The sequence below is a fragment of the Burkholderia latens genome (genome assembly GCF_001718795.1).
In the GTDB taxonomy this organism is placed as follows: Bacteria; Pseudomonadota; Gammaproteobacteria; order Burkholderiales; family Burkholderiaceae; genus Burkholderia; species Burkholderia latens_A.
On sequence record NZ_CP013438.1, the window covers coordinates 183,844 to 202,741 of the forward strand.

Genomic DNA, 18,898 nt, shown 5'->3' on the forward strand with positions numbered 1-18,898 from the left:
TGGTCGGCGCGGCGGCGGGTGTGTGTTTGCCACGTGCCGCCGCGCGGATTTGCTTCACCACGAATAGCCCTGCATTCCGTAATCGACGTCGTATCGGCGGCCCCACCACGGCAAGTACGCGTTGTTGCCGCCGCGCGCGCGGAACCAGTCCTTGTCCGGGTCGATCGCCGTCAGCTTCGACGGTGGCCTGACGACAACCGCGACGGGGTGATCAGGGTCGGTGGTGCCGGCAACCAGCGCGTTGCCGCCGAAGTGATTGATCCGGCCGATCGCGAGAGCGACGTTGGTCAATGCGCTGCCGGTGCCCATGTCGCCGAGCAGCGCAGCCGTGTTGAACGTCTGTTTGCGGTGGTCGTATTCGGGGAGCGTTTCCGTCAGGGTCTGCGCGAGCGAGGCGAGCCGTGACGACGATGCGTCGCTGGGTGCACCCGCGTCGTGAACGATGTAATCGAGGTCCGTGACTGCGACTCCTCCGTTGCGTGCCGCTTCGTCGATCGTGGCTTTCCATGCCTGCACCGCGCGCGTCGTGCCCACTTTCCGCGAAAACGCCTGTGTATTGCCGACGGCTGCCTTGCCGATCCACGCAAGGGGTTCGCGCTCGGTGTTGAAGTTCGGACCGGCGAGAAACAGCACGACGAGGTTCTCGTTGATCTGCGCGTCGGTCGGCGGGAAATTCGGTGCGTCCCAGTTCATCGCCCAGACGGACTTGTCAGGGTTCTGCTGCAAGTAGTCCAGTGCGTTGTTCAGCGACGTGAAACCGGCATTGGCGCCGCCTTGAGTGATGTGGACGTCGGGGGGCGTGTCGCGGCTCCACAGTGACTTCGGGGACGGCGGCCCGATTTCGAAGCACTGGATAAACTCGTTGACCAAATATGTCTTTGCTTCGACCGGATCGAGCCTCGGCGGTAACGCGAACTCGATACGCACCCCGGCAAGCTCGCGCCAATCCTTCGATTGCTTCGACGCGACGGTGTAAAAGTATTTCGGATTCGAAAAATAGCGAGAGCGCGGCAACACGATAAACTCGTTCACGTACTTGTGATAGAAGCCCTTGAATGTTTCCTCTCCGTCGTTGCCGTATGCAATCCCCGCTACCGACTGCAGCGTAGTGAACGACTCCGGATCTGTACGCACCATATCGTCATTCTTGTTCGGCGCGGCAAGCCCTTGCGTCCACAGCAGTTGCCATTCGGTCGGATAGTCCTTGCGTTGCAACGGATTCATCCAGATAAGGCCGACAACTTGCGCGAAGAACGGCTTCGCCGGCTCCGCGACCGCCGATGCCGCGGTGGCCGCAGCGTCCCGGGTCGGTGCGGCGTGTGCCGGACGCGCGATCGCCGTGGCGAATGCAAACACCATCAGCGCGGCCAGGCCGGGTACGACAAAAAATCGTTTCATCCAATCTCCTATTTCCAAATGTGCCGGGTCGGGTTGTTCGACGTGTGCCATCAATGAGGCCATCAGCACGGTTGTGATCAGCCATGCCGAAACGGCAATGGCGATACGGTGTGATCGTGTAGCGATCAGTGTTTTCATACGATTCCCCCGACCTTCAGATAGAACTCGCCTTCACGTTCGTCGGTGATCGAGTCGGGAATGGCGCCTTCGCTGCCATCGGCATGGACCCATTCATGCATTGGCATCTGCTGGAGAATTCCGAATTCGAAGTACCGGAAGTACTTCTTGTTCGGGTTGGTATCCGGAATGCCGTTCCCCATTCGCCAGTCCGCCTCGATGCGCAGCAATTTGAGTTGCTTTTCAGTCAAATAGCACCGCCCTACGGCAACGTCATACGCAAGCGCCTTCTCCGCGTGCTCGGGATTGGTCATCGTCGTCGAATGATTCGTCGGACTGTTGGTCGCACTGCGATCGAGCCAGTCGACGATCTGCTTGTCGCGCCATTCCTTGTAGCCGTCGGGCATCGCGCTTTTGCCGTCCTCGCCGATCACGTGCCCCTCGCTGTCGAGCCATTCGGTATTGAGCGTGCGGCGCGCTTCCATGCGCATCAATGCACGATCCTCGTAACGCTGCCCGGCCTCGGTTGCAGCCGTGCCTCGAGCGACGCCGTCCTCGTTCTTCGGCTGGTACTGGTCGTATGGATCGTCGGCGCGCTTGTCGGAGTCGGCCTTGTTCGCGTCGCGCCACGCGGCTGGCGGATCGTTGCCTTCGTTGAAGTCGCTCACGGCGTCGCCGTCGGTGGTTTCGATCGGCTTGCCGAATCGCAACGCCTTCGGCGTGAACGGTTCGTCGAGTGCCGGCGCATCGGCCATCACCGTCCAGCCTTTCGGCGGATCGGCGTTCACACGCAGCATGTTCAACGCCGAACTGATGCCCGTCACGACGAACATGAGCGGCGCGGTCACGAGCGTCGCCGCGACGCCCAGAACCGACTCGTTTCCCTTGATCGCACCGATCAGATTGAACTTCGCCGGCGGCGACTGCGGATACCAGAAGCCGGATGTCGTTCGTTGCTTGCCGTGCCGCCAGTCGTCTTCCCAATAGCGGTAGGGTTTCCGTACGCCAACCGGGAAGCCGGACGCAAACACGCGCTGCGTCAGGATGCCCGCCGCACCGATATCGTCGAGTTCATGCTTGCTGAACCCGCGCCAGCCGATGCCTTGAACCGTTACCGCAGAAATCACCTGATCGTGCGGACAGCAATACGCGGTGACGCGGCCATACGTCGACCCGTTCAGGCCGTGCCGCATGCGATCTGCTTGCGCGGCGTAAGAGCGGTTGCTCGTCGGCGATACGCGTTCGTTGGCCATGTCTTCGTCGACTTTGTCGGCGGGCTGTTCGTGTTCCTTTCGCGCGCCGACGATCGACAGGAATTTTCCGAACGTCTTCGTGCGCGATGCGTAGGTTTGCCGTCCCCGCTGACCCGATCCGTCTTTCGTCGCGCGTTGCGACCATGTGTCCATGAACGTGTCGGATTTATACGGACCGTCCGCGTTGGCGAGGCTATAAGGCGCGTTTGCGAGCACGTAGGCGTCCGCCACGCAATGGCCTTTGCGTCCCCACGGATCCTCGACATCGGGAAAGGCGTCGCCAAAGAACGCCGCCGTAAGGCCGACGATGTTGCCCTGGCTGTGGCACACGACGGTAATTGGTACGTCGGCCTGCATGCTGCGAATCGACTCGATCAGTCTTGCGAGACGCAATGCGGCGAGCACACCGTACGCGCGCGGCGGCGCACGATACAGCGGACGGTTGGTCGGGTTGATCCCTTGCACGGTCAGCCAGCCCATCGTCCGGTCATCCAGGCCGCCGTGCCAGAGATCAGGCAGGCTTGAACAGCCATTCGTGAACGGACCGCCGCCCCAATAGTCCTTTTCGTTCAGGAAGATCTTGTCGCCGTATTCCTTCAGCTCCGCGGCGGTCGCGCGATATCCCCATCGGAAGTGAATGACGGGGGAGAACGACGGATCTGGCCTGACGTAGTTGCCGTACCAAAGCTTGGGATCGAGAAACCCGTCTGGCGTCACGCTCTCCGTGTACTTCGCGGGCGTCAGCTGTCCGGCATCGACCCCGTGATACATCATCTGATCGTCCAGCCGCCCGAGCCGCCGATTCAGCCCGCGGCACAGCCCTTCTTCCGACGCGTCGAACCACTCGCCTTCGGAATTCACGCCATGCACGAAGATCACGATGCCGGGCAACGGCAATTGCTTGATGCAGACGAGCGGCGTGTTCTTCGCGAACATCGTCACGCCTTCGCCGCGGCCGACGACGATCGGCGGCGGTGCAGGCCGCGACACCGCTACGTCGGCAGCATCGGTTTTTGGCACGGGCTCGTCGCGCCGAGCAGCCGCCATCGGCGGCGGGTCGAGAAATGATTCGTTCATGCGGATGCTTGCGTGCTCCTATATTTTTTTCTTGATGAACTGCACGTCCAGTCTCTCGAACCGGTCGGCATCGATAGCCGGGAGTTCGCCGGCCGTATTGGTAGACAAGTCCGATAGCGGCCCGGACGGCTTCCTGACCTCACCATCGAATCCCGCGGCCGCGTTGCCGTCGGTGGGGCGGATCAGCGTCGGTATGCGTCCCAGCGTGTCGCGATCGAACTTCGGCATGTCCGCGTTCATGCTCGACGGGCCGCCCCACACATGACCCGCCGACTTCACCGTGAAGGTGCCCGGACATCCCAATTCGATATCGCCGCCGCGCAGCTTCAGATACGCACCGCCGGACGTGACGAGCACGACTTCGTCGCTCGCCGCGCCCACGAGTTTTCCGCTGCCTGCGGTCAATTGAATGTTCTTCGCCGAATCGATTCGCGTATCGTCGTTCTGCGACTGAATCGCGACCTTCCCCTGATTCGCGATCGCCGATACGCCGTCGCTGTGCGCGAACATCGCGACGCCACGCCCGGCATGCAGATTGATCCGCTCACCGCTAGTCACCTGCACGTGTTGCTGCGCGATCTGATCGATGTTCTCGCCCGCATACGACACGTGCGTTTTCGGCGTGACGTTGAGCGATCCCGACTGCGCGCCGAATGCGATCAATGCCGGCGCGGCGTCGGCCGAACCGGGCCGGACGCCGTCAGGCGTCCAGTGACGCAAGGCTTGCGCGACGCTGTCCTGGCCGCCGGAATCGGCAGGGCGTCCGCCATGCTGACCGGCGTAATCGCCAAGCGATTTGAAGAGTTCGGTGCAGCAATCGAGCAGCCGAACCAGTTCGTCGCGATCGAGCTGGGCGCCGGTGGCCCGCGTACGCGCATAGGTCGACAACAAGATGCCCTGCGCGGCGCGTAACGCCATCGCGGCGTCGGTGCGCAACTCCGCCCCCTCGCCGCGATCGTCGCCATGGCCGTTTTCACGCGGCTGCGTCAGATACCCGAGATTCAGCTGCGTATGCGCGTGTTCGCTCGCCAGTTGTGCCGAGATTTGCGACGGCGTGTCGTCGAAGCGAAGCTGGTTGTAGCGCCGGCCCTTGATCTCGCGGGTCTTGATGCCCGACAGGAAACGATTGCCGGGAAGCGCGCCGGTATGGCTGAACGCCACCGGCGGGTTTGCGCCGTTGCCCAATACGCCGATGATGACCAATCTGTCCGGATCGCCCGACAGACATCCGAGCAGCACTTCCATCCCGACGCGCGGCAGAAAGATCGCGCCGAAGTTGCCGCCCGCGAGGCTCGTGCCCACGCGAATCGGCGCACTGTCGCCAGCCACGCCGTTCGTTCCGGCGCCTTGAGCGTGCGCATGATCGTCCGGATCGTAGCCGTGGATCTGCACGCGCACGCGGCCGGCTTCGTCGCAAAACACTTCGTCGCCCTGCGCGCCGACGATCGTGCCGGTCAGCAGGTGGGCCGGCGGCAGATCGCGCTTCGGATCGTACGCGGGCTTGAGCGGCACGCCGCGACGCACGCACGTGAAGCGATTCTCGTAGCGCGTGTCGGTCTGCCGCGATCGCTCGACCGATGTTGGCGCAACGGTTTGCGCCAGGTTGCCGCTTGCCGCGAACAGCTCGTCGACGCGACCCGCGAGGGACTTCGGGAGGTTGTTCCAGACGTCGTGCCGAACCGACGTGACGACAAACCGGCGACGGTCGATCGGCTTCATGTCGAGCTCGGGGTCGCCCGTCAGCGTGAACCAGCAGCCGACCGGCAGGTCGCGCACGCTGCCGATCCCGTCGTAGCGCTCGGCTTCGAACTGATGCGCGAGTATCCGGTCATGCGTAATGCGATGGTGATCGACCCGCGAGTCGCCGACGTGCGGGACGTCGATCGCGACGTCGGTGAGCAGGCGCGCAAGATCGTCGCCGGATTCGCCCTGCTCGACGTCGCCGATGGCGCTCGAGTCGTCCGCACGGGCCGCCTTGTAGTCCCACGACGGGCGGCGGACCTTGCCGGGCGACAAGCGTTGGGCGTGTGCAAAGAGCGTGATCGCGTCGCGTGGCTCGGTTCCTGCATCACGCGGATGAAGACGCAGCGTGCCGGCCGGCGCTTCCAACAGGCGATGCGGATCGTCGCAAAACACGAGTGTATGAACCGGCCACGCGTCCGTCGTGCCGCGCGCGGTGTCGACCGGCTCGGCTTTCGAGAAGACGGTGATGCCTTCCCGGCGCAGCAGACGCCGGATGAAGCACGCGTCCGACTCGTTGACCTGCCGCGTGAGTTCTCGCACCGGATAGCGATCGGCCTGCAATCCGCTCAGATCGAAATCGAACGCGCGCGCGAGTGCGGGGCTGCGCAATTTCCACTCCTGCATCAGCGTCGCGAGAATCTCGGGCACGCAGCGGGAGCGGAATACGCGGGCGTTGGTGCGGCGGTCCATCAGCGACAGCGCGTCGCACACGTGCAGTTGATAGACGGTCAGTTCGCCGTCGGATTGACCGGTCCGCACTTCGCGCACGATCGCATTGATCGTGCTCGTGCCGCCGCGATCGGTCGTCAGCCGGACCGATACGGGCAGGCCGAGAAACAGCGTCGGCGACAGATGGTCATGGGTTGACACGCAGGTCAGGCGCCCGTCGATGCCGGACATCAGCGCCTCGCGGATATCGGCGTGGTGCAACGCAAGCAGCCGGCCGATCGTGCGTTGCGCGCGGCCGAAATGGAGACTAACCGGGCGCGTGTTGCCGTCGATCAGACCCGTCGCAAAATCCCGGAATGTTTTCGCTATCGACGTCGACATAATCAAAATATCGTTTTTATAGAATGGGATTGGTTTGAAATTGGATTTAAGTGGAATCCGGAAGATTCGTTGAAAAAGTCGTCTGGAGAATATCAGGATCGCCGTGGCTGGCAAGTGAATTGTTATTTTTACTTCGCGTTCTGGTTCGCTGGAGACAGTATTTGACGATATTGTCTATCTTGTTGTTTTTGAAAGATCTTATGCCAACAAGCGGAGGCGCGTTCAGAGCGGGTGTCGTGGCTTGGAATACACATCTTATGGCGCGTTCCTATTTAAAAAGAAACGGGTTGGGATCGCCAGAGATAAGATTTATCCGAGATCGTTGCGAATGTGTGAATATTGCGTCGTCGCTTAATGTATGAATTTGCGGCGCTCGCACTCCCGGCAAGCGCATATCGATTCTTCGCCGTGTTCATCGTTCGCTGCCTGTCGAGGTGCAAGCACTCGCGACGGATGCCGGTCGGAGCGGCCGCGCATTCCGCAAGCACCGCGCCGGGCCGGCCCCCGATTCTGCGATTTTTAAGAACAATCTCATGTTCGATCGCGATCGCGGTCTTCAGAATTCGAGTTCTTGAGCACACGGCGTAACGACGCCGGACGCTATCCCGAAAATCGTCAGCCGGATCAACGTATCCGCGCCGCCGGCCGCGTCGCGATTCCGGCGCGCCGATCGACAACAGCGCCGCTGCTCGCGATACCGATATCGAAGGTCGTCCGGCGCATGGGCGATGCCGCTACGAACTCACGAGCGAGCCCACACGGCTGCGTCATGTTGCCGATGCTCGAGCCGCCGCCGCGCAGCTGCTACGCACCGCGTGCGATACCGAACCGATTATGAAAGCAAGGCCCTCTTCGAAAAAGCTCCTCTGCAGTCCGCTGCGCTACATCTTATTGTTGGTGCTTGCGATGACGTGCCTCCGTGTCAATGCGTCGACGGTCTGCGGGAAGCCGATCTTCACCGATGAGGAGCTCGCGTGGATCGATACGCACCCGGTCGTTCATATCGCTGTCGAAGCAAACTGGCGCCCCATCGAATATATGCGCGCCGGCCGGCATGCAGGCTTGGTGGAAGGGTATCTGAACGCCATCGCGAAGATGACCGGCCTCACGTTCGTCACGGTCCCGGGCACCGAATGGGGCAACGCATATGAAGCATTGGCATCCCGGAAGGTCGATCTGCTTCCAGGCGTGTGGCGAGAGCTGGCCCCGGAGCGGGCTGGCTCCAATGCGTTGGTCAGCTCCCCGTATTTGGTCGGTCGTTTGACTGCGGTCACGCGCAACAACTCCGCCATGATCTTTGCGTTAAAGCGCCTGGAAGGCAGGCGCGTTGCAATCAAGGGCCGCGGCGCCGTCGAGTATTTTGCGCGCCACAGCGGCGTGAAGTTCGATCTGCTGACGTTCGATACGGAAGAACTTGCGCTCGCCGCGGTAGCCAATGGCGACGCCGATGCCGCGCTGGGCGTGGACGTCACGATTCTTCCGATCGTGCGCCGCCGCTTCACCGGACAGCTGTACATGTCGGGCATGCTGGCCGATCGCCCGGTGTCGTTGGCGATGCTCACGCGCGCCGATTTGCCGATCCTTGCGTCGATCATCGACAAGTCGCTGGCGGCGATTCCGGTGAGCGAGACCGCGATGCTCACGCGCGACTGGGTCGAACTCGCCGACTACGGCAAGCCTACGTTCCGTTCGATCGTTCATTACCGTCTGCCGCAAGTCGTCGCGATCGGCGCGGTCCTGATCATATTGGCGATCCTGTCATTTCTGTTGTGGAAGTCGCGTGCCGCGGCGATCCGCAGCAAGCGCGACAAAGCGATGTTTCTCGCATTCGTGTGCCACGAACTGCGCGCGCCGTTGCATACGATTCTGTCTGCGGTCGAGCTGTTGCAGCGATCGCCGTTGTCGGGGCGGCAGGCGAGCCGCGCCGATGCCGCCGCATCCGCGGCCGAAACGCTGATGATCTTGCTCGACGACATTCTCGAATATTCGCGGCTGGAGTCGCGTAAGGTCACGCTCGTCACGCAGCCAGTCGATCTCGCCGCGTGGGCGAACCAGATCACCGAAATGGTGCGATCGCGAGCCGAGGAAAAGTCGCTTTCGCTCGTGCTTGACGTCGGCGGTGTGGCGGGCGTGCGGGGCGTAATCGATCCGGTACGCGTCAGGCAGATCGCGTTGAACCTGCTCATCAATGCGATCAACTACACGCCTTCCGGGTCCGTTGCATTGCGCGTCGACTACGTGCCGCTTCGTCACGGCCGAAACGGAACGCTCGTCGTCGAAGTGACGGACACGGGTGTCGGAATCGAACCCGACAGGATGGCGAGCATCTTCGACGCATACTGGCGCGCAGAGGCCGACATCAAGGGCACCGGTCTCGGCCTCGCGATCTGCCGCGAACTCGTGCATCTGATGCGCGGGTCGATCACGATCGACAGTATTCCTCACATCGAGACCACCGTGACGGTACGCTTGCCGATCGACGTCGACGCGCAGGCCTCGGAGCAATTGCCGGGTGCGACGGCCGCATCGGCCGGTGGCGATGTGCCGCACGTGCTGATCGTCGACGACAACGAGTTGGTACGGCGCGCTATGAAGGACCAATGCGAGGAACTCGGATGCGCCGCGCTCACGGCGGGAACGGCCGACGCCGCAATGCAGCTGCTCGGCGACGTGAACGTCGATCTCGTGCTTCTCGATTGCAATTTGCCCGGAATTTCCGGCTACACGCTCGCACGGAAGATCCGTCAGCGTGAGTCGATGTGCGGGATGCGTCGTGTTCCGATCATCGCAATCTCGGCTGTCACCGGCGACGCGCACAAGGTGCGCTGCTTCGATAGCGGAATCGACGGCGTACTGAGCAAGCCCCTACGGCTCGATACGCTACGACAGGCGATCTCGATGTGGTGTCCGGCTTGCGAGCGTTCGGACGCCTCTGCCCCGGACGGTCGTTGACTGGACGACCCGCGCTTCGCTGTCGCGCAGACGCGCGCACCGTCCGGAATCAGTGCGCGCCGCAATCCGCACGATGCTGGCGCCGCAGTGCGTCACGAAGCCCGCTCACGTCGGGCGCGAGCGTCAGCGAATGCGCGGTCAACCGGTGCTCGAGCGCGTTCGCGATTTCGCTGGTGCGAACGTGGCCGGCGATCGCCGCCGCGCCCTTGATTCGATGGGCAGCGCGGCGCGCTCGTGCGGCGTCGCCGGCCGACAATGCATCGTCGAGCTCCGCCAGATCGGCGTCGACGGTCTGCCGATAAACCGCGTGGAAGTCGTCCTGCGCGGCGGCGGACGCGCAGCCGGGTTCACCGTTCATCGCCATGGTGCCGGGTGAACACCACAGTTCGATCAATTGCCGCAACGTGTCCAGCCGTAACGGCTTCGCCAAAACGCCGTCCATGCTGCTGTCGAAGCAGCGCGCACGGTGCGCATCGTCCGTCGATGCCGAGATGGCGATGATCGGCGTACGCACGTGGTTGCTGGCGTGCTCGATCGTGCGCATGCGCGTCGCTACCGTGTACCCGTCCAGATCGGGAAGATCGCAGTCGAGGAGCACCATGTCGTATGCGGAGCGCTCGAATTGTTCGAGCGCGTGCGCGCCATCGGCTGCGGCGATACAGCGGCAGCCGAGCGCATCGAGTTGTTGGCGGATCGCATGCCGGACAGCCTCGTGGTCGTCGACGACGAGGATTACAGGATGGTCGTGCGTCGGTCCTGCATCCGCCGCTGCGTATGCAGCAGGCGCGTGCGGCAGCGCGCACGCGACTGGATTGTCGTCGCGCGCGGCCGCCGCCAGTCGAACGGGAAGGGTCACGGCAAATACCGTGCCGGTATCCGGACTGCTCGCGACGTCGATCTTGCCGCCCATCAGGTCGACGAGTTCACGACAGATCGACAATCCGAGCCCGCTGCCGCTCGCGTGACGCCCGCCGGACTCCTCGACGCGCTGGTATGGCTCGAAGATTCGCAGCTGTAGATCGGCGGGAATGCCGATGCCGGTGTCGCGCACTTCGAGGACCAGATCGCCGGAATGGTTCGGCCGGCGCTCGACATAGCCGACCCCGAGCGTGACCGATCCCGCCGATGTGTACTTGATTGCGTTGACCAGCAGGTTGAGCAGGATCTGTCGCGTGCGCATCGGGTCGATCAGCACGCAGAGCTGCGCCGGACATGCGAAGTCGAGCGCGAGTCGCAGGCCTTTCTCGTCGACTCGCCAGCGCACCATGTCGGCACTGGACCGCGCCCACTGCACCACGGGTGTCGGTTCCGGCGCGAGCGTGACGTTGCGCGATTCGAGCCGCGAGTAGTCGAGTATGTCGTCTAGCAGCGTGAGCAGCGATTCGGATGCGGCAACCGCCGCATCGGCGCGGCTTGCCTGCTTCGGCGACAGCTTCGAGCGTTGCAGAAGCTCCAGCGACGAGAGGATCGTGTGCATCGGCGTACGGATCTCGTGGCTGATGAATGCCAGGAACATCGCTTTGTCCCGGTCGCTGCGAATTGCTGCCGCGCGGGCGCGAACCGACACGAAGGCGACTGCCGCCAGTGCGAGCACCAGCGCGCTGGCCGCTGTTACCTGCCAGCGGTGATAGTAGAGAACCGCATGGAGCGTGGGTTTGCCGTAATCGGCGGATTCGATCCAGCGACGTGCGATTTCCTCGCGCGCGGACGCTGAAATTGCGGCAAGTGATTTTTCAAGGATCGATGCCAACATCCGGGAATCGCTCCGGGTGGCGAACGCGAGCGAGTACGGGCGCTCGGGCAGGCTGCCTGACAGGTACAGCTTGTCTTTGAACTGGTGCCTGACGAGCGGCAGAAGCGACATGTCGGGGCCGACTGCAACGTCGGCGTCGCCGTCGGCCACCGCCGCAAGCGCGTCGCGTTCGGTTTGATACGGCATCAACGTAATCGGCAATCCGCTTTCGCGAATGACGAAGTCGAGGCCTCCGCTCCCTTTGATCGCCACACGCCGGCCCGCAAGGCTCCGGAAATCGGCGACCACGTCGACATGTTCGGGCGCAACGACGACAATCGTACCTACGAAGTACGACTGAGTGAAAGTGAGGTCAGTGAAACGCAACGTGTCGGAAGTCACGTCGGGTACCATGTCGATCCTTCCGGACTTCAATGCTTCGGCGGAATTCGACCAACTCACGTCGTCGACATATTCGAACCGCAGTCCGCTCACCCGCGCTACGGCGTCGAGATACGATGGCACGAGGCCCGAAGCCTTGCCGCGCTCCCGGAATTCGAATGGCCGCCAGTCGGCGTCGATCCGGGTCTTCACGATCGGGTGTTGCGCGATCCACGCCAGTTCTTCCGCCGTGAATGGCGGCTGCGTGTTCGCCGAGCCGGCCGTGGACACCGCACCGACGATCAGGCCGATGGCGATGATGCGATGCATGGCTTTCATGTTGCTCCGGTTATGTCATCAGATCGCCATTCGCAGCCGCGGACCCGGTGAATGGCAGTACGTATGCGGGGCATGGCGGTCGAGCGGTATGGCCGCGGTTCGTCGGCGATGTCATCCGTCGCGCCAAAGATGTTAAAAATACGCCAAAAGGCGGTAAGCTGATTTTTCATCGCCAAAGGCAGCACGTCGAGAAAGCTGCAAAGCGCCGACGCGCTGTTCAACAGCAAATAGGGGTAGCAATGAGACCAGAACGCCAGCCGATTCGGGTCGTGATCCTGGATGACCATGCAGTCGTCCAGCTCGGGATTACGAGTTACCTGACCGAGAAGACCAACATCCAGGTCGCAGCGAGCTTCTCGCAGTCGCGCGATCTTATCCGATGGCTGGAAGGAAATCGCGCGGACGTCGTGTTGCTCGATTACACGCTCGGGCCGGGGGAGATCGACGGTCTCAATCTCGTCAAGCTTCTCAGCACGCGTTTTCCCGCATGCCGCATCCTGATGACGTCGAGCAGCGATACGCCGGCTACTGTCCACATGACCATGCGCGCGGGCGCACTTGGCTTCTTCGGTAAAAGGGCCGACCTTGGCGAGCTCGCACGCGCGATCCGGTCCGTTGCAAGCGGTCGTTCATATATCAGTGCGGACGTGGTCGATGCAATGCAGTCGAGCGATGTGCACGAGCCGCGCTTTTCGGATCCGCACGCCGCCGGGTCGGCAAAACACACGCCGTTATCGCAAACGGGCCTCAGTGTACGCGAGCACGAGGTATTGCGCTGCTTCCTGTCGGGCATGTCGGTGTCCGACATCGCATTGAAATTTTCCAGAAGCCCGAAAACGATCAGCGCCCAAAAACAATCCGCGTTCCGCAAGCTCGGTATCCGCAGCGATGCCGATCTTATCGCATCCAGAAAGCTGCTCGAAGACGTTTGACGGTCGCCGACGGCTGCCGCGAAAACGGGCCGGAGCCGTCCCGTTTCAAGCGAACGGGCGCCCGCAAGCGCGCGGCGATGTGCGCTTGCCGACAGCCCGATAAAACGACACTTTCGTTTATTCCCGTAGCGATATGCGCATGCACGGGCGGCCGTTTACAACGCGACGTCCGCGGTTGGCCATCCCCTCTGCCAATCGGCGACAGCCGCATTTGATGCTGGACACGCAAGCTGTCCTCTCGTCCGCAACTTTCACCATAAGCATTTAGCGGCTTCGGTGTCGCCGACATGCGAACGTACAACCGCGATCGTCAGCATTGCCGCGATGGAACGTGGCTGTTACGCGGAGGCGATCCGCGTCTTTTTCAGACCAATCTCATAGGCAGTTCCGCGATCGGTCGGAATACTAACGCCTGCCTTCGTTCGAAGGCTTGGTTCCTGACAGACCCGGCACGACCATGCCGGTGGCTTAATCAAACGGTACATCAATGAAAACCAAACTGCTCGCGACGGGCTTCGCCCTGTCTGCTCTGTCCGCATCCGCTATGGCTCAAACCACCCCGGTGTCGGTGGACGGCTCGATCAACTTCCAGGGGACGATCGTCAGCGATACCTGCAAGGTTGCGTCGGTCGCCGGCGATGCCGGTGCGATCAACGTCGACATGGGCACCATCGCTGCCGACGACGTCGGCACCGTTGCCGCGCCGAAGATGCTCACCAGCGGTGCCGGCTCGGCGAACTTCAACGTTGCGTGCAAGTCGGGCGCAAAGGTCAGCATGAAGTTCGCCGGGAAAACGGCCGAACTGAGCGCGGATCGCAAGACGCTTCGCGTGAACAACGGCAACACGTCGGCCGGCTTCGCGCAGGGCGTCGGAATCGCCGTGTACGAAGGCACGGGCGCGAGCGCGAACGCATTCGATTTGAGCAACGGCGCGCTGCTGGCGCAGACCGAAGTGCCGTCGACCGGCGGCACGGTAAACGTGCGCTTTTCCGCTGCATACGTCGCTGCGGATCCGACGAAAATCAAGCCGGGCATCGCGAACGCAAGCCTGCCGTTCACGTTGTCGTACGAGTAAGTCCATCGCCGGCGTGGACGCCGGCTCCATCCCGCTCCATCACGCAGCGGCAGTTCTGCCGCTGCCATACGGCGTTTTCACGAGTCATTCCCGATATGAAAGCAAAACGATGCGCCGCGGGCGTAGCGTTGGCGTGCGCGCTCGCCGCGCCGGCCAGTCACGCGAGCATTTCACTTGGCGCCACGCGGGTGATCTTCGACGGCAAGGACAAGGAAGCGTCCGTCGCCGTCAGCAACGACGGCGCAGACGCGCTGATTCAGTCGTGGCTGGATCCCCTGGACGACGCTTCCACCGAACCGTTGCCATTTGCGATCACGCCGCCGCTTGCGAAGCTCGGCGCGAAACAGCAGCAACTCCTGCGCGTGCTGTACGAAGGCGTCGGCCGTCCGGTCGATCGCGAGTCCGCGTTCTGGTTGAACGTCCAGGAAATCCCGCAGCAGGCTCATGGCGAAAACGTGTTGCAACTGGCAGTGCGCCAGCGAATCAAGGTGTTCTATCGCCCGGCCGGTTTGAGCGGCGATCCGCAGCGTGCACCCGACGAACTGCAATGGAAGCTCACCGAAGACGGCGGAAAAGCGACGCTGCATGTGACCAATCCAAGCCTGTACCACGTGACCGTTGTCGACGCCAAGGTACGTGCGGGCACGGGCGACGCGCCCGTCGCGGACGCGAGGATGATAGCGCCGCGTTCGACGCTGGAGTGGCCGGTACGCATGCCGCCGGCGCGCACGCTCGCGCCGGAGCTTCGATACGACGTGATCAACGATTACGGCGGCCGGCAATCCTACCGCGTGACCTTGCGCGGTGCCGATAGCGGCAAACCGATCGCCGTCGACCATTGAGCGCCGACTCGGTACGACCGCCGGTTCGTAGCGGCCGACCGGCCGCGCCGGCCTCGTAGCCGAGCTTGTCTGTGTGACACCGCTGTTGGAAAGGGCTACAAGCGAGCATTGCGATGTCCAAACGTATAAATACACGACTCGCGGACAGATCGGCCGATAACATCGGCCCCGCCGCGCGCCCCGCGACCCCGATCTACCTGGCTGCGTGCGTCGCGATTTGCAACAGCGCGCATGCCGCGCATGGCGAGATGCCGGTTGCGCACACCGACGCGCCGCAAGCGTTCAACACCAGCTTTCTGCATGGTCAGGGACGGCCGGCCGATCTCAGCGCCGTGCTCGAATCCGGCAGCAGCGTGCCGCCCGGCACGTATCGCGTCGAAGTGAACGTCAACGGCGACCTCGTCGGCCGCCGCGAGATCGATTTCCAGCAGGATCGCGAGAACGGCAAACTGAGTCCGTGCCTGACGCCGCAGATGTTAAAAGAATTCGGTGTCGATCTGGACGCCGTCGCACCGCGCGCGGATACCGCCAGCCACGCATGCGTGGATCTGCCGCGTCTGCTCGACCACGCGGCCGCCGATTTCGATTCCGGCCGTCTTCGATTGAACCTGAGTATTCCGCAGGCGTATCTGTCGCGCTCCGCGCGGGGTTATGTCGACCCGGCGCTGTGGGATCAAGGCGTCAACGCCGGTTACGTGAATTACCAGTTCAGCGGCGACTACGGCCACAGCCGCGGCGGTCGGGACAGCAACACATACTTCGTCGGTCTGCAAAACGGCGTCAATATCGGCCGGTGGCGCTTGCGCAACGAGTCGACAGTCGTCGGCGGCAACGGGATGCCGACCCGCTTCACGAGCAATCGCACGCTGGTCCAACGAGACGTCGATTCGATCAAGGGCCAGTTGACGCTGGGCGAGCAGTACTCCGACTCAACCCTGTTCGACAGCGTGAGATTTCGTGGCGTGCAAGTCGCGTCCGACGACGCGATGCTGCCCGACAGCGAGCGCGGCTATGCGCCCGTGGTGCGGGGCCAGGCGGCCACGAATGCCGTGGTCGAAGTGCGTCAGAGCGGTTACGTGCTCTATCGCGCCAACGTGCCGCCCGGGCCTTTTCAGTTAACCGACATTTTTCCGTCGGGCTCGAACGGCGATCTGGAGATCACTGTCATTGAAGCCGACGGTAGCCGGCACGTCACCCATCAGGCATTTTCCAGCTTGCCGTTGATGTTGCGCCGCGGGCGCTTCAAGTACAGCTTCGCCGCGGGAACGTACCAGGGCGGGGATGGGCCGTCTCCCGTGCTCACGAGCGGTTCGATCGTGTACGGCCTCACCGACAACAGCACCGTGGCGGGCGGGGTCCAGCTCGCACGCGATTTTCAGGCGCTGAACGTCGGCGTAGGTACCAATACCCCAATCGGCGCGTTGTCGGTGGACGTGACTCAATCGAGCAGCCGAGTTCGAGGAAAGCGCAGCACCGGCCAGAGTATGCGCGTGTTGTATGCGAAGACCTTCACGCGCACGAACACGAACTTCACGCTCGCCGCCTATCGCTATTCCACGTCCGGCTACCGCACCTTCGGCGATCACGTGAACGAGTTGGCCAACAGGGAAGGCGGGAGCCTGCTCGCAGCCACGGGAGGCGGAGCCGGTCGCAGTCGATCACGTATCGATTTGACGACCAGTCAGGACTTCGGCGGCGCAGCGCGGCAATACGGCAGCGTTTATCTGAACGTCACTCACCAGACGTTCTGGGGGCGGCCCGGCGCAAGCCGCAGCGTCAGCATTGGCTATGGTGGCGCCTGGAAGCAGTTGAGCTACAGCATGAACCTGAGCCAGACTCGGGACACCCGGTTTAGCGAAGCGAACAACAGTCAGGTCATGTTGACGTTGTCGATACCGCTCGGCAGCAAGCTACGATCGCCTCGCGCTTATACCAACGTCAGCCATGACGGCGGCGGGCGCATCAACGTTCAAAGCGGCCTGAACGGCTTCGTCAGCGAAAAGTTGTCGTACGCGATACAGACCGGCTATGCGAGCGCCACGGGCAATGCGACGGGTGGCGCAAGCATCACGCGCGATACGGATGTGGGGCAACTCAATGCAAGCGTGAACGTTGCGAGAGATTATCAATCTGCAAGCATCGGCGCGACCGGAGCACTGGTACTGCATCGTGGTGGCGTCAATCTGAGCCGCTCCGTGGGCGACACGTTTGCGTTGCTGAAGGCAGACGGGCTCAAAGGGACGAGCTTGAAGACGGACGGCGGCACACCGTTCGGCCGCAATGGATATGCGGTCGCCACGTACGCGCAGCCGTACCGGCTGAACAATTTGAGTCTCGACACGCGCGACGTCGGAGCCGACGTGGAACTGGAAGACACGGTCAAGCAGGTGGTACCGCGTCGCGGAGCCATCGTGCAAGCGACGTTCGCGGGTTACCGCGGGCAGCGCGCGCAGTTTGCGCTCCAGCAAGCCGAGGGCACGCCGGTGCCGTTCGGCGCCAGCGTGGAGGACGCCCGGACCGGCCGGCACCTCGCCATTGCGGACCCGAACGGGAATGCGTTTGTGCTGCTCAGTCAGGATCAAGGCGTCCTGACTGTGAAGTGGAAGAATGGTCGGTGCCAGGCGCCTTACGCATTGCGCAAGGTTGCGGCGGGGCGGAATTATGTGAGAGAGGTGGTCCGTTGCCGATGACGGAATACGGGTGTGCGGGGGTAGCGACGTACATATCACGTCGACGACAGCGACCCGCCGTTGAACCGGCGGTGATCGAATGCGATCAACGAGACGCGCTTCCGTTCGATGGCAATCGAGCACCTAGCTCAGGGCCAAGTGTGGCAAAAAAATCGCGCCCAGATTGGTTCGGATTCGCAAGGCAGACGAAGCATGCAGGATGCACCTGCCCGCCAGACGTCGACACTTCGTAATGTTCACGTTGGACCGTTATCCGTTATACGGGAAAGTGCTCCGAAGCGCTCGGCTTCGGCACGTGAAGGCGGGTGGATAGACGTGCTTATCCGGGCGCGATCGTTCGACACCATGCATTGCGCCGGTGTGGAATGAACGAGCAGGAATAGCGTGGAGCGTACGCACGTTGTGCTCGATCATTGCGGCGAGCTCGGCGATTCAGAAATCACCGGGAAAGTTTCTGAAAAAACGTGACGCGTTACTGATAGGTGAGCGTAAATGTCGCGGCGCCGTTCGCTACCCCGGGCACGATACTGTTGCCTGTCTGGACGTAGCGCGCTTTGAGCGGAATAGAATATGTGCCCTCGGATTCGGCGGTTTTCCACTTGAACGTGGTGCCCAATTTGACAGGTTGGTCATCGTAAAGCACCTGAATGGCAACACCCGTTGCGCTGCCTGCATCCCCGCTAACTTTCAGCATCCCCTGAGTGGCGTCGTGAGCGGTGCCGTCCAGTTTCAAGTTGATACTTGTGCCTTTGGCGCAGGTAAGCGGAATGCTGAATGATTTTGTTCGGACATCGGATGGCGATGTACCCGCCCCCTTGAATGCGCCAACAGGCACCTCCCCCATCCGAACATCGATCGACGCGCTGCCGAGCGTGCATGACAAGGTTGTAACTTCGACCTTGCCGAAGCTGAAGAATGATTCTGGCCCCATCCAGGCGTTTTTATTGTTTCTCAAAATGAAACTGCCAATGTTGCTGACAGAGATTACTCCAGCACCGGTGGTCGTCGCCGTCTTGTAGAGGTTGATTAGCGCCTTGGCCTGAAGGGGTTGAATCGAGAACATGCCATTGATGGCGCAATATATATAATGGTTCACGTTGTCCACGTTGGTTCCATTGACCCATCGTTCTACATCCGCGCCGCATGGAGAGGACGCCACGGTCTTAATGCCGACTGCGTATCCGATTCCTTCGATGTTGGTCGCGTAAACGCGTTTATTGTCAATGGTGGCTTTGTAAGAGCCAAATGCTTTTATCCCGTATTCTTGGTATGTCAAGGACGGTGATTCGTTTGAACAATTATACGTTTTAACGATAT

The 18,898-nt window shown here is 62.1% G+C and carries 12 protein-coding genes; 6 read left to right on the forward strand and 6 right to left on the reverse strand.

Annotation, left to right across the window (positions count from 1 at the left end):
- Positions 1–54: 54 nt before the first annotated feature.
- From WK25_RS20340 to WK25_RS20350, 3 genes are read right to left on the reverse strand one after another with little or no spacing between them, the layout of a single operon-like run.
- A complete protein-coding gene (locus WK25_RS20340; protein ID WP_413464102.1) occupies positions 55–1,536 on the reverse strand; it encodes a virulence factor in 1,482 nt (493 codons plus the stop codon).
- Entirely contained in the window at positions 1,533–3,845 is a 2,313-nt protein-coding gene (locus WK25_RS20345; RefSeq protein ID WP_083253055.1) for a hypothetical protein, read from the reverse strand. Before WK25_RS20345 ends, WK25_RS20340 begins: the two co-directional genes overlap by 4 nt.
- Before the next feature lie 18 nt (positions 3,846–3,863).
- Entirely contained in the window at positions 3,864–6,488 is a 2,625-nt protein-coding gene (locus WK25_RS20350) for a type VI secretion system Vgr family protein (protein ID WP_236857846.1), read from the reverse strand.
- A gap of 21 nt (positions 6,489–6,509) precedes the next feature.
- On the opposite strand from WK25_RS20350, the gene WK25_RS32125 reads away from it, so the two are divergent.
- Together WK25_RS32125 and WK25_RS20355 are read left to right on the forward strand one after the other, a co-directional pair.
- Positions 6,510–6,803, forward strand: coding sequence for a hypothetical protein (locus tag WK25_RS32125; RefSeq protein WP_226209464.1), 294 nt, complete (start codon positions 6,510–6,512; stop codon positions 6,801–6,803).
- Positions 6,804–7,544: 741 nt separating this feature from the next.
- Positions 7,545–9,590, forward strand: a complete 2,046-nt coding sequence (locus tag WK25_RS20355; RefSeq protein WP_269466030.1) for an ATP-binding protein — start codon at positions 7,545–7,547, stop codon at positions 9,588–9,590.
- A gap of 49 nt (positions 9,591–9,639) precedes the next feature.
- Here the strand turns inward: WK25_RS20355 and WK25_RS20360 are convergent, their stop codons facing one another.
- Complete coding sequence (locus WK25_RS20360) at positions 9,640–12,042, reverse strand: ATP-binding protein (protein WP_156789069.1); 2,403 nt, start codon at positions 12,040–12,042, stop codon at positions 9,640–9,642.
- The gene (locus WK25_RS31785; protein WP_167432659.1) at positions 12,039–12,329 is read right to left on the reverse strand and encodes a hypothetical protein; all 291 of its coding nucleotides are present in this window, start codon (positions 12,327–12,329) and stop codon (positions 12,039–12,041) included. Before WK25_RS31785 ends, WK25_RS20360 begins: the two co-directional genes overlap by 4 nt.
- Between WK25_RS31785 and WK25_RS20365 the strand changes: the two genes are divergently transcribed.
- From WK25_RS20365 to WK25_RS20380, 4 genes are all read left to right on the forward strand, one after another.
- Positions 12,312–12,974: a response regulator transcription factor gene (locus WK25_RS20365; protein WP_269466031.1), complete on the forward strand. Its 663-nt coding sequence runs from the start codon at positions 12,312–12,314 to the stop codon at positions 12,972–12,974. The two genes, WK25_RS31785 and WK25_RS20365, sit on opposite strands and share 18 nt — an antisense overlap.
- A 487-nt stretch (positions 12,975–13,461) precedes the next feature.
- Positions 13,462–14,049, forward strand: a complete 588-nt coding sequence (locus WK25_RS20370; RefSeq protein WP_069242573.1) for a fimbrial protein — start codon at positions 13,462–13,464, stop codon at positions 14,047–14,049.
- A gap of 95 nt (positions 14,050–14,144) precedes the next feature.
- On the forward strand, positions 14,145–14,891 hold the full coding sequence (locus WK25_RS20375; RefSeq protein ID WP_069242574.1) for a molecular chaperone: 747 nt from the start codon (positions 14,145–14,147) through the stop codon (positions 14,889–14,891).
- A gap of 113 nt (positions 14,892–15,004) precedes the next feature.
- Positions 15,005–17,581, forward strand: coding sequence for a fimbria/pilus outer membrane usher protein (locus tag WK25_RS20380; RefSeq protein ID WP_069242575.1), 2,577 nt, complete (start codon positions 15,005–15,007; stop codon positions 17,579–17,581).
- A 472-nt stretch (positions 17,582–18,053) separates the two neighbouring features.
- Here WK25_RS20380 and WK25_RS30665 read toward each other — a convergent pair whose 3' ends face one another.
- On the reverse strand, positions 18,054–18,857 hold the full coding sequence (locus WK25_RS30665; RefSeq protein WP_167432662.1) for a fimbrial protein: 804 nt from the start codon (positions 18,855–18,857) through the stop codon (positions 18,054–18,056).
- Positions 18,858–18,898 lie beyond the last annotated feature (41 nt).

Coding starts and splice junctions, on each gene's coding strand:
- WK25_RS20340 (WP_413464102.1), bottom strand. CDS start 1,536: ATGAAAACACTGATCGCTACACGATCACACCGTATCGCCATTGCCGTT.
- WK25_RS20345 (WP_083253055.1), bottom strand. CDS start 3,845: ATGAACGAATCATTTCTCGACCCGCCGCCGATGGCGGCTGCTCGGCGC.
- WK25_RS20350 (WP_236857846.1), bottom strand. CDS start 6,488: ATGTCCGGCATCGACGGGCGCCTGACCTGCGTGTCAACCCATGACCAT.
- WK25_RS20355 (WP_269466030.1), top strand. CDS start 7,545: ATGACGTGCCTCCGTGTCAATGCGTCGACGGTCTGCGGGAAGCCGATC.
- WK25_RS20360 (WP_156789069.1), bottom strand. CDS start 12,042: ATGAAAGCCATGCATCGCATCATCGCCATCGGCCTGATCGTCGGTGCG.
- WK25_RS31785 (WP_167432659.1), bottom strand. CDS start 12,329: ATGGTCATCCAGGATCACGACCCGAATCGGCTGGCGTTCTGGTCTCAT.
- WK25_RS20370 (WP_069242573.1), top strand. CDS start 13,462: ATGAAAACCAAACTGCTCGCGACGGGCTTCGCCCTGTCTGCTCTGTCC.
- WK25_RS20375 (WP_069242574.1), top strand. CDS start 14,145: ATGAAAGCAAAACGATGCGCCGCGGGCGTAGCGTTGGCGTGCGCGCTC.
- WK25_RS20380 (WP_069242575.1), top strand. CDS start 15,005: ATGTCCAAACGTATAAATACACGACTCGCGGACAGATCGGCCGATAAC.